12 protein-coding genes are annotated in these 11181 nt (G+C 55.7%); 1 reads left to right on the forward strand and 11 read right to left on the reverse strand.

The genetic code is table 11. The features are described from left to right. Window positions 1–109: 109 nt before the first annotated feature. The 11 genes from KI810_RS17010 to KI810_RS17060 all read right to left on the reverse strand — a co-directional run bounded on the left by KI810_RS17010 (window position 110) and on the right by KI810_RS17060 (window position 9624). Entirely contained in the window at window positions 110–559 is a 450-nt protein-coding gene (locus tag KI810_RS17010; protein ID WP_214176770.1) for a hypothetical protein, read from the reverse strand. Between the two features lie 151 nt (window positions 560–710). Next, complete coding sequence (locus KI810_RS17015) at window positions 711–2951, reverse strand: sensor histidine kinase (RefSeq protein WP_214176771.1); 2241 nt, start codon at window positions 2949–2951, stop codon at window positions 711–713. Between the two features lie 88 nt (window positions 2952–3039). After that, complete coding sequence (gene ubiB / locus KI810_RS17020; protein ID WP_214176772.1) at window positions 3040–4725, reverse strand: 2-polyprenylphenol 6-hydroxylase; 1686 nt, start codon at window positions 4723–4725, stop codon at window positions 3040–3042. Then, window positions 4719–5036, reverse strand: a complete 318-nt coding sequence (locus KI810_RS17025) for a phasin family protein (protein ID WP_214176773.1) — start codon at window positions 5034–5036, stop codon at window positions 4719–4721. The genes ubiB and KI810_RS17025 overlap by 7 nt, the downstream gene beginning before the upstream one ends. A gap of 148 nt (window positions 5037–5184) precedes the next feature. Then, window positions 5185–5397, reverse strand: a complete 213-nt coding sequence (locus tag KI810_RS17030; protein ID WP_214176774.1) for a DUF2905 domain-containing protein — start codon at window positions 5395–5397, stop codon at window positions 5185–5187. 13 nt (window positions 5398–5410) lie between these two features. Beyond that, complete coding sequence (locus KI810_RS17035) at window positions 5411–5950, reverse strand: epoxyqueuosine reductase QueH (RefSeq protein ID WP_214176775.1); 540 nt, start codon at window positions 5948–5950, stop codon at window positions 5411–5413. Window positions 5951–5954: 4 nt separating this feature from the next. After that, a complete protein-coding gene (locus KI810_RS17040) occupies window positions 5955–6680 on the reverse strand; it encodes a DnaA/Hda family protein (RefSeq protein ID WP_214176776.1) in 726 nt (241 codons plus the stop codon). A gap of 2 nt (window positions 6681–6682) precedes the next feature. Beyond that, a complete protein-coding gene (gene ruvB, locus KI810_RS17045) occupies window positions 6683–7699 on the reverse strand; it encodes a Holliday junction branch migration DNA helicase RuvB (protein WP_214176777.1) in 1017 nt (338 codons plus the stop codon). Between the two features lie 22 nt (window positions 7700–7721). Further along, window positions 7722–8321, reverse strand: a complete 600-nt coding sequence (gene ruvA / locus KI810_RS17050; RefSeq protein WP_214176778.1) for a Holliday junction branch migration protein RuvA — start codon at window positions 8319–8321, stop codon at window positions 7722–7724. Next, window positions 8318–8812, reverse strand: coding sequence for a crossover junction endodeoxyribonuclease RuvC (gene ruvC / locus KI810_RS17055; RefSeq protein WP_214176779.1), 495 nt, complete (start codon window positions 8810–8812; stop codon window positions 8318–8320). The genes ruvA and ruvC overlap by 4 nt, the downstream gene beginning before the upstream one ends. A gap of 68 nt (window positions 8813–8880) precedes the next feature. Next, window positions 8881–9624, reverse strand: a complete 744-nt coding sequence (locus tag KI810_RS17060; RefSeq protein ID WP_214176780.1) for a YebC/PmpR family DNA-binding transcriptional regulator — start codon at window positions 9622–9624, stop codon at window positions 8881–8883. A 575-nt stretch (window positions 9625–10199) separates the two neighbouring features. Between KI810_RS17060 and KI810_RS17065 the strand changes: the two genes are divergently transcribed. Further along, on the forward strand, window positions 10200–10970 hold the full coding sequence (locus KI810_RS17065) for an IclR family transcriptional regulator (RefSeq protein ID WP_214176781.1): 771 nt from the start codon (window positions 10200–10202) through the stop codon (window positions 10968–10970). Window positions 10971–11181 lie beyond the last annotated feature (211 nt).

The following is an 11181-nucleotide window of genomic DNA, read 5'->3' on the forward strand; positions in this document are numbered from 1 at the left end:
TGGGAGAGTAGGTCGCCGCCGGGAATTTTATCAAAAAGCCCCACCATTCTTTATGGTGGGGCTTTTTTTTGTTTCTGTGCCATCTGTAGCATCGGCGGTAGGTGAGAGATTAGCCTGCGCTTTCGGGCGCCGGTATTTCCACCCATGCCTGAACCAGGGATAGATGCCTGAGGAATTCCGCAGCATATAGGAAATGGTCGGCGGTGGTGGAGACGTTGACGCTCTCTTCCCCTCGCTGGATGCTCAAAGCGTACCCCTGTCGGTTATTCCTTTCGTAACGCTCCACGGCAAGCTTGCTAACGGTTTCCCCGTCTGGTCCCTCGTACTTGTGCGTCATGGTCTCTTTACCCCCAGATTGGCATATTCGGCTGATCAGCCTTGACAGTTCGAATCCTTCCGTCGGGTTGACGACAAACCGAAGGGGTTGGCTTTTCTCCTCAAGTCTGAAAAAGCGGAGTGCTATCCTTCCTTCTGCCGGTTTCCCCGTTGTCCGCCGTTCATAGGGACCGATTTCAACGCCTGAATTTCTAGAATAGATGGTGATCTGCGGTACTTTCATCCATGCCCTCCTGATTTTTCGATTTCAATGACGTTCTGCTAGACAGCGCAGACGCCTCTTGATACCAAAAATGTTGACTCGTTGCAATTAAAAAAACTTAACAATAAGGTTATTCAGGCAAGATTATTGGTATGCTGTTTCTCTGGAGGGACTATACGGGTGTTTCACCGAACGGTAATTCGATGATGAAGCGGGTTCCCGCGGGTTCGTTGTTCTTAACCCTGATGAAGCCGTGATGGTCCGAAATAATAGTGTTGACAATGGCGAGCCCCAGCCCGGTTCCCGTTTTCTTCGTCGAGAAGTAGGGTTCGAACAGGCGGGGACGGTCTTCGGGGGCGATGCCGTGGCCAGTGTCGGCAACCACGAAGGAAACCATCTTCAGTTCGTGGTTGCAGTTGCTTTCCACCGTTACCGCACCTTCGCCGTCGATTGCCGCGACGGCGTTGTCCAGAAGGTTGATGATCACCCGCTTTATCTGGTCGCGGTCAAGCATGATGGGGGGGATGCTGTCATCCCCGTGGAATGTGAAGCTTATGGCGCGATGGGCTTGCTGATACAGGGTGAGGGCTTCACGGATAATGTCATTGAGGTTGTTGGGAGATGGCTGTGCTGCCGGCATCCGTGCAAAACTTGAGAACTCGTCCACGAGGGATTTCAGCTCATCCACCGATTTTACGATCATGGCCGTACATTCGTCGAAAACCTTTTCGTCTTCGCCGAAACGAGAGAGGTAACGCTTTCTGAGCCGCTGAGCGGAGAGCTGAATCGGGGTGAGGGGATTCTTGATTTCGTGGGCGATGCGCCGTGCAACCTCGCGCCATGCCGCCATGCGCTGTGCCTTGATCAGATGGGTCAGGTCATCGAAGACAACGACCGTTCCCATAAATTCATCGTTTTCGTCCTTGAGGACAGTCAGGTTCACCAGCAGGGTGAGATTGCCGTCCCTGAAAGGTATGGTGACCTGCTTACGGATGGTGTCCTGCTTCCCGAGTACCAGGTCGCGCAGCATCCCCTTTACGGTATCAAGATGTGTCGAGCGCAGAACCTCCCTGAAATTTCGGCCGATAACATCTGTTGTGGTTATGTGAAGGAGTCGTTCGGCGGATTTGTTCACCGTGGTGAGAACTCCTCCCTTATCGACAGAAATGACGCCGGCGGTGACGTTCTTCAATACCGTCTCCATGTAGCGCCGCCGCTGTTCCAGTTCCTGGTTGCTCCGGATCACCTCTTCGTTGGTCTGCTTCAGGGCAAACTGATTATTGCGCAGGTCTTCGGTCATTTTGTTGAACGAGGAAACCAGCATTCCTATCTCGTCGTTTCCCTTTTCTCCCAAATGGATATCAAGATTTCCCTCAGCCACCTGGCGGGTGGCTTCTGCCAGTTCCTGTATGGGGATGGTAAGGCTCTTTGCAAGATAGACCCCGAACCAGACTGCCAGGAAAACGATGACCATGGTGATGAGAAACAGGGTCAGGATGTAACCGGTGGTGATGGGGTTCTTGAGGATTTTCAGCTGGCGAAATTCCTGGTAGGAGGTGGATATCTCCTTCATCTTGCTGACGAGAGAGTGGGGAACGTAGTAATTGACCACCACCACGCCGACCACATCATCGGGGTTCCAGTTTGAAAACACCGGCACGATGCCACGGATGAGATCGGCCTTCCCCACGGGGTTGACCCGGGAAAGTTCCTTGCCGCTGAGACCAACATTTATGTCTTCAGACGAAGGGTTGGTGAACTCACCTAGGGGGAGTTTCGGGTTGGATGCCCGTATCAGTTCCTCGCGCTGGGATGAGAATACTTCCACCACCCCCAAGTTGTATTCCTTCTGCTTCTGGCGAATGAGAGCCTTCAACCGGGGAAGGTTTTCCTCGTTGATCAGCTTCTGCTCTTTGATGGTGGCACTCAGTTGTTGCCCGTAATAGAGGGCATTGGCAGCCGATGTCTTGTAGTAGGTCTGGGCAACCTCCATTGATTCGTCAAGGGCTGTTTCCACCTGTTTGTTGAACCAGTTCTGTATGCTGTTGTTGATGAATCCGGCCGACACGAAGAACAGGAGCATGGTCGGCACAAGAGAAAGACCGACAAAGGCCAGCACCAGCTTGGTGCGCAGTCGGGCACCGAGGACGTTTTGCCGGCGCTCCATGAGCATTTTAGCAATATTCCTGAATACCAGATAGATGAGCAGGATGATAAGGAGGGTGATTATATTGATGAGGCCGAAGATGAGGATGTTGTTCCCCATGGGGACTTCCGAGCTGAGGCGTGTCAGATGGATTTCAGCAGCGGTACAGACGGTGATGAGCAGGAGGGAAAGGGCAATAATGACCCATTCCCGTTTGCGCTTCTTCAGTTCCGCGGGGGGCAGGTTGGCGGAGGGTTGCTTCGGCATTATTCTCCCGTTACGATAATTCAGAGCTACAGGGTAATCTATATGAAAAATCGGGCAAGTTCAAGTTATGAAAGAGTGGTTTTCCCTGTCAGAGCCGGCCGGAACGGATGATGGCGATTACCCACCAGAGTCCGATGAATGCGGCTATGGTGTAGCCGAAGAAGGCAAACACGGGAAATTCGAAGAGCAGGGGGCCCTTGTCGGTCTGCATGATGATGGAGGAACCGACAATGAGGGCGGCGATGATGAGACTCGAGGAGAGGCGGTTGATGGATTTGTCCAGTTCGCGGATGAAACGGTCGAGACCGCGGTGTTCCAGATCGATCTTGAACTTGTTACGGTTGAGCCTGTTAAGGATTTCCTTGATGTCCCGGGGCAGGTTCTTCGTCAGGTTGACGTAGGACATGGCATAGGAGTTGATATCCTTGAAGATGCGGCGCGGGGAGAGCTTCTCCTTCACCACCTGCTCCATGGGGGGGCGGAGATGGCTTATCATGTCGAACTGGGGATCCAGTTCCCGCCCCATCCCCTCTATGGTGACCAGCGCTTTGGTGAGGAGCATCAGATCCGGCTGGATTTTGATGTGGTAGGTGGTGATGATTTCAATGAACTCCATGAGCATCCTGCCGACTTCTATCTCCTGGAGCGGAATTTCGTAGTAACTGTCGATGAATTCCGCTAGATCCCGCTTGAGTGCCCGCGTGTCGAGGGAATCGGTGATTTCGCCCGAATAGAGGAGGATGGAGATGACCTCGTCCACGTTCCGCTCCAGAATGGCGAGAAGGATATCGGTAAGGTATCCCTTCAGCTGGGCATCGAGCCGGCCTACCATGCCGTAATCAAGGAGGCAGATGACGTTGTCCGGCAGGATGAGGACGTTTCCCGGATGGGGGTCGCCATGGAAAAAACCGTGGTTCAGGACCATCTTCAGAAATGCATTTGCACCCCGGTGGGCAATCGCGACACGGTCGAGACCCGCCTGTTCCAGGGCATGAAGGTCCGACACCTTGATGCCATCTATGTATTCCATGGTGAGGATGCCGCGGGTAGTCGCCTGCCAGTAGACACGGGGAAAATAAAGGGATGGATCGCCGGTGAAGTTTGCGGTGAATTTTTCGATGGTGCGCCCTTCCCGGGAAAAATCCATTTCCCGCCGGATGGTGCGGGCGAATTCTTTGACTACTCCCACGGGGTCGTAGATGTCGCTTCCCGGCAGGTGTCGTTCGGCAAGGTGGGCCAATCCCATAAGAGCGTCGATGTCGGTCTCCACCAAATCCACCACCCCCGGCCGGCGGACTTTCACGACTGCCTCCTCGCCGGTGAGAAGCCGGGCCCGGTGAACTTGGGCTATGGATGCGGCCGCAATGGGTACGGGATCGAAGCTGGCGAAAAGCGCTTCGATCTCTCGTCCCAGTTCGCGTTGGATCTCTTCACGTGCTTCTGCGGATGAGAAAGAGGGGACATCGTCCTGCAGCTTGGAGAATTCGCTGATGTAATTGGGGGGAATAAGGTCGGGGCGGGTCGATAGCAGTTGCCCGAGCTTTACGAAGGTGGGCCCCAACTCTTCCAGGGCCAGTCGGAGCCGTTCCGCCTGGGAGAGCTGGGCAATCGCCGACTCGTCGCGACGCAGCAGTCGCCGGCTGCGGGCGACCAGTTGGGAAAGGTTGAGGTACTCCAGGATATGGTCGAAACCGTACTTGAAAAGGACCCGGACCACATTCCGGTAGCGTCTGATGCTACGGATATTGCGGTTGAACTGCAGGAGGTTCAGCATGGCGCTCCCGGCTCGTTGTTCGCCAGCCGGTTTTCCAGCTCTTCAACCCGCTTCGCCAGGCGATCGAACTCGTCACGGGGGACCAGCCCTGCACGGTCGATGACCTTTTTCACTTCCGCTTCAGCAATTTCCGCTACCTTGGACTTGCTCTCCTTTGCCATGCTCTGCATCTTGTCCAGGAAGGCTCTCCCCTCGTCTTCGCTCACCTTGTACTTCTCCTTGAGGTCTTTGACGAATTCCTCTGCCATCTTCTGGGAGAGTGCCGCCGCCCCCAGCCCGGTCAGTATGGCTTTCTCCAACAGTTCGAACATGTCTGCCTCCGGTATGCGTGAGTGAACTTCCTGTCAATAAAGGTAGCAGGAAAAATGCCGATTACAATCCCTTGCCTGACGCCCTGTCGGACTGCTCACCCGTCTCTTTTGCCTGCCGGTTCCTTGCACAGAGCGAATCGATCCGGCGTTACCGCCGCAGAAGCCAGAGTACCAGCGACAGGATGAGCGATATGACAATGCTCGTGGCCAGGGGGAAGTAGAAGGAAAAATTCTCCCTTCTGATAGAGATGTCGCCGGGGAGTCTCCCCAGCCAGGGGATGCGGTCGGCGAAGGAGAGTGCCACGCCGATCGCCGCAATGACGAGCCCGATGAGTATGAGGTGTCTGCCGAAACCGGTCATGGGATTATCCCCTTCATTGCAATGGTTTGGGGGCGTAACGCTCCTTTTCGCTGTAGATGCAGCCGCAGTACTGCTGGCGGTAGAGCCCTACCTCCTTGGAGATGCGGATACCCTCCTGCCAGCCCTGCCGGTAATCGTCGTAGTGGAAGCGGACACCGTACCTTCCGCCGATGCTTGCTCCCAATTCGCGGATGGTGTCGTGTTTCTGGTACCTGCTGTAGAGGAGCGACGACGTGAAACCCGGAAAACCGTTCTCGGCAGCGGCGCGTGCGGTTGCTTCGAGGCGTGACGCATAACAGTAAAGACAGCGCTGGTCGGGATTGGCTGCCACCGCATCCAGAAACTCTTCCAGCCGGTACTCGTCACGGTAAATCATGTCCAGATCGACTTTTGCGGCATAATCACGGACCGTATCAAGGCGTCGCCGGTATTCCTGGTAGGGGTGGATGTTGTGATTGAAGAAGAAGCCGGTCACCTCCATCCCCTGGGAGCGGAGTTCCTTGAGGGGGTAGATGGCGCAGGGGGCGCAGCAGATATGGAGCAGAATTTTCATGCCGTTATCCTCCCAGGGCGAGCGCTTCCCGTGTCTGCCGAACGGTGATCTTTCGTTGGGTCGCCAGTGCATGGCGATTGATCCGGTCCAGTGCCTCGACGAGGGCAGGAATGTCCCGGCGGGTGTTTACCAGGAGATAGTCTATCACATCTGCCGGCAGAAGTACCTGCCGGTCTTCCGCAAGCTTCTTCATGATCATGCGGCGGGAGTCGTCGTCGGAAACGTCCACTTTCGCCACGAGTCCCCAGAGCAACCGGGAGACGAGGTGGTCGTCCAGATGGGGGAGTTCTTTGGGAGGGTAGAGGCCGGTCAGGGCCATTTTCTTTCCTGACGTATAAAAATCGTTGAAGAGCTGCCAGAGCTCGACCCGCAGCTTTGGCTGGTCCGGAAGGAGATGGAGGTCATCGATGATGAGTGCCGGTGCGTTCAGGAAATGCTCGGCTAGCCGCGAGGTCGCTTCGGCGGTGTAATCGCCCCGGTAGAGAGTATCAATGTCCCGGCACGAGAGGTATGGGAACGGGGAAGACTGGTGTGTCAGGCATTCGCCGAGGGCAGAGAGGAGGTGGGTTTTGCCGGAGCCTGGGGGGCCGTAGATGTAGAGAAGGTTTTCCGTGCCCCTGGGGTCGGCCAGCAGCCGGGCGAACCGGTAGGCCGTTTCGTTGCCGCCGCAGACTACGAAGTTATCGAAGCGATAGCGGGGGGTTACGGGGAAGTCGAATACCTGCTGCATGGTCAGAAAAGCTTTCTCTGGGGAGATTCGGGCGCGATTCGCCCGAAGTGTTCATACGCGGTCCTGGTAGCAACCCGGCCGCGCGGGGTGCGGTTCAGGAAGCCGTTCTGGATGAGAAACGGCTCGTAGACGTCCTCAATGGTGTCGCTCTCTTCACTGATGGCCGCAGCGATGGTGTCCAGGCCGACCGGGCCGCCGCCGAACTTGTCGATGATGGTGAGAAGAATGAGGCGGTCCATCTGGTCGAACCCCATGCCGTCGATTTCCAGGAGTGCCAGGGCGTCCTGCACCACGGCATGGGTGATGATACCGTCGGCCCGGACCTGGGCAAAGTCCCGGACGCGGCGGAGGAGGCGGTTGGCGATGCGGGGGGTGCCGCGGCTGCGGCGTGCCAGTTCCAGCGCCCCGTCATCCTCCATGGGGATGGCGAGGATACGGGCAGAGCGGCTGACAATGGTAGCCAGTTCCGCGTCGGTGTAGAACTCCAGTCGGGAGATGACGCCAAAGCGGTCCCTGAGGGGAGAGGAGAGGAGCCCTGCGCGGGTGGTGGCGCCCACCAGGGTGAAACGGGGAAGTTCGAGCTTGACGGTGCGGGCGCTCGGCCCCTGGCCGATGATGATGTCCAGCTGGAAATCTTCCATGGCCGGGTAGAGGATCTCCTCGACCACGTGGGAAAGGCGGTGGATTTCGTCGATGAAAAGGACGTCGTGGGGCTCCAGGTTGGTGAGGATTGCGGCCAGGTCACCCGGCCGCTCGATGACCGGTCCCGAGGTCGACTTGATGCTGACCCCCATTTCGCAAGCGATGATGTTAGCGAGCGTTGTTTTTCCCAGTCCCGGTGGACCATAGAGGAGAACGTGGTCGAGCGCCTCGCTCCGCTTGCGGGCCGCGTCGATGAAGAGCCGCAGGTTCCCCTTGGCCTTCTCCTGGCCGATGTAGTCGGTGAGGGCACGCGGGCGAAGCGTTGCCTCAATGAGAGCGTCGTCGTCGGTCAGTGTTGGGGAAATTGTCCGGGTCATTCCGTGTCCAGTCCTGGATTCGTCAACGCATCAGCTGTTTCAGCGCCTGTTTGAGGATGGTTTCCATGCCGGTGTCCGGCGTGATTGACAGTTCCGCGAGCACCTTGTTCACCACCGCCTCTTTGTAGCCCAGGTTGATGAGGGCGGAGGTGACATCCTCCATGATATCGGTGCCCACCGCGGAGCGCTCCGACGCCTGGGCCGGCGGGAGGAAGTCGAGTTTCTTCACCTTCTCCCGCAGTTCCAGCACCACCCGCTCGGCGGTTTTCCTGCCGATGCCCGGGATTGCGCAGAGCCTGGCCAGGTCTCCGCGCAGGAGCGCATCTCCCAGTTCATTCACCTGGACGTTGGAGAGAATGTCCTTCGCCAGTTTCGGGCCGATGCCGGAAACGGATATGAGGAGTTGGAAAAACTGTTTTTCCGCCGGGGTGCGAAACCCGTAGAGGTTTATGGCATCTTCTTTTACGTGGGTATAAATGTTGAGGGAGAGGCTCCCTCCCTCGGGGGGGAGGTCGTAATAGGTGGAAAAGGGGATCTGCACCCGGTAGCCGACCCCGTGGACATCCAGTATGATGTATTCCGGCGACTTGTGGGCAATGGTGCCAGTCAGAAGCGCGATCATTTCAGTTTACCCCGCAACGTATTGAGGCCCACCGAATGGGCGTGGCAGACGGCGACCGCCAGGGCGTCCGAGGCGTCTTCCTGTGCGACTTCCGGGAGATTGAGGAGCGCCTTGAGCATTTTCTGCACCTGCTCCTTGGCTGCCCTGCCATGGCCGACCACCGCCTGCTTTACCTGAAGAGCGGAGTATTCATAGACCGGCAATCCGGCATTTACCCCCGCCACGATGGCGGCACCCCGCGCCTGCCCCAGCTTCAGCGCGCTCTGCACATTGGTGGCGAAGAAGATGTTCTCTACCGCCATGGCGTCGGGGGCATGGTTTTCGATGATTTCGGTCAACCCCCGGTAGATGCGTTGGAGGCGAAGGGGAAAGTCCTTGTGGGCATCGGTGAAGATGGCGCCGTTGTCCACATGTATAAGCCGGTTTCCTTCTTTGCGGATGATGCCGTATCCGGTGATGCGTGAACCGGGGTCGATACCGATAATTTTCATGGGCCTTGTATTGCGGGGCATCCATCCGGCCCCTGAACAAAGGGGACCCGATGTCCCCTTTTGTTGTATTACATCATTTTTTCCATCTCTTCCGCCGAGATGTCGAAGTTGGCGTAGACGTTCTGGACGTCGTCGTTGTCTTCCAGGCGGTCCATCATTTTCAGCATGTTTTCGGCATTCTTGCCGTCGAGTTTCACCATGGTCTGGGGGATCATGGTGGTTTCCGCCGACTCGTATTTGAATCCGGCCTTTTCAAGGGCTTCCCGCACCTCGATGAAGGTTGCCGGGTCGGTCAGGACCTCGTACTGCTCCTCTTCGTCGGCTACGTCGTCTGCGCCCGCTTCGAGTGCCACTTCGAACAGCTTTTCGAAATCGGTCTGCTTGGAAAAGACGATGAGTCCCTTCTTGTCGAACAGCCACGAGACACAGCCGGCTTCTCCCATATTGCCATTGCACTTGGTGAAGATGCTCCTGATGTCGGAAACAGACCGGTTGCGGTTATCGGTCAGAACCTCCACAAGGACCGCCACTCCGCCGGGCCCGTACCCTTCGTATACGATCTCTTCGTACACGACCCCTTCCATTCCTCCGGTCCCCTTCTTGATGGCGCGTTCGATGTTGTCCTTGGGCATGTTCTCCGCCTTCGCCTTGTCGATGGCGGTGCGGAGCCGGGGATTGCCGCCGGGGTCGCCCCCGCCGATCTTCGCGGCAACGGAAATCTCCTTTATCAGCTTGGTGAATATCTTGCCGCGCTTGGCATCCGCCGCACCCTTTTTATGTTTTATGGTGCTCCATTTATTATGACCTGACATATGTCGACTCCTTTGTGCTGTTTTTTCAGATTCTGGATGGGCTCAGCCCCATTAAAACGACCAATACTAGCATGGTGAAATCGGTGTTGTAAAGACTGAAAATGGAGTGCAGGTGCGAGTCCAGTGCCAAGCGGATGTGGACGGTTGGCGACGTGGAGTCAGATCGTGCATGAATTTGCCCGTTGTATGACGATGGTGGTCTAAACCTCGTTTTGCAGGCTGTTTTTGTGTGGGGTCGCAGTAGGTGTAAACGACGGTAAAGCGGCTGCTACAGCGCTTCTGTGCAGGCGTGAAATTGCCTCGCAAATCTCGTTCATTTGTGGGCGGTGTGAGGTAACTGCGGGTGAAATCATAATTGTAAACTCTTGTTTTATGTGATAAAAACTCTGTGATTTTAAAAATTGTAGCAACGCAAAAAATAGCTAACTATCCAAAATATATTGCAAAAAAATTAATTTTAAACGGAGGTAATAATTTTTTATTGACAGCAATAAAACGTCGTGCTAAAAATTAATACAAAATTGCACCATGAAACTAGAACGTACATTTTATTATCATGTTTATAGGTGGCGTTTATGGCCAGAGACAAATGTTCCTACGCAGTGCAGACCGTTGAAAAGGCACTGGATATATTGGAGACTCTGACCGAAGAGGTTCCCGATGCCACGCTGCCTACTCTTGCGGAACGGCTTGGAATAAGCAGGAACAAGGCATTTCGCTTGTTGGCCACTCTGGAGAAGCGCGGCATGGTGGAACGCGAGGAGTTGACCGGCAGTTACCATCTCGGGCTCAGTGCTCTGGAGATGGCCCAGAGATTCCTTGACAGCGTCCTGCTGATAAAGCATGCCCGGCCCATCATGGAATTGCTGGCGAGAAAGCATGATGAAGCGGTCTACATGACGGTGGCAAGCGGTGACGAGGTGATATTTCTCGACATGGTCGACTCCATCCAGACGGTTAAGACTGCGCCCCTTGTCGGCAGGCGGTTCCCCTTTTTTACCAATGCTTCGGGGAAGGCCATTAAGGCCCTCGAATCCCGTGACATGCTGGAACGGCTTTGCAAGAAACAGAGCCGCAAAGGGATGCTTCCCGATCTGGATCAGCTTGAACAAGAGTTCGACGCCATCCGTTGCAACGGTGTTGCGGTGGATAACGGCGGGCTGGGTGACGGGGTTGTGAGTGTGGCGGTTGCCGTTCGGGATTATGCGGGCAAGATCGTCGGTGCACTTACCATGCTTGGCCCGTCGTTCAGGATGCTGTCGGACCGGCTGGAAAATGAGATCATTCCGTCCCTTCAGGAGGGGGCGGAAATGCTTTCCATGAAATTTGGCTATGCCAGAATGTAGTGATGGATCAAATCCAATCTGCAGAGAAAGGGGGTAGATACCGGCACCGCTTATTATCGAGGGTTTATGTGATGGCATAAGCTTTCCTTGCTGTTCAATTTACGAAGAAAGGAGTAACTCCCATGGCAGAAAAGCAGTATGACTGGGCGGCGATAGCCAAAAACCCCAAATTCGTCGAACTGCACCACAAGAAAGCGGCATTCCTGTTCGG

The organism is Geomobilimonas luticola (genome assembly GCF_018476905.1).
GTDB lineage: Bacteria > Desulfobacterota > Desulfuromonadia > Geobacterales > Geobacteraceae > Geomobilimonas > Geomobilimonas luticola.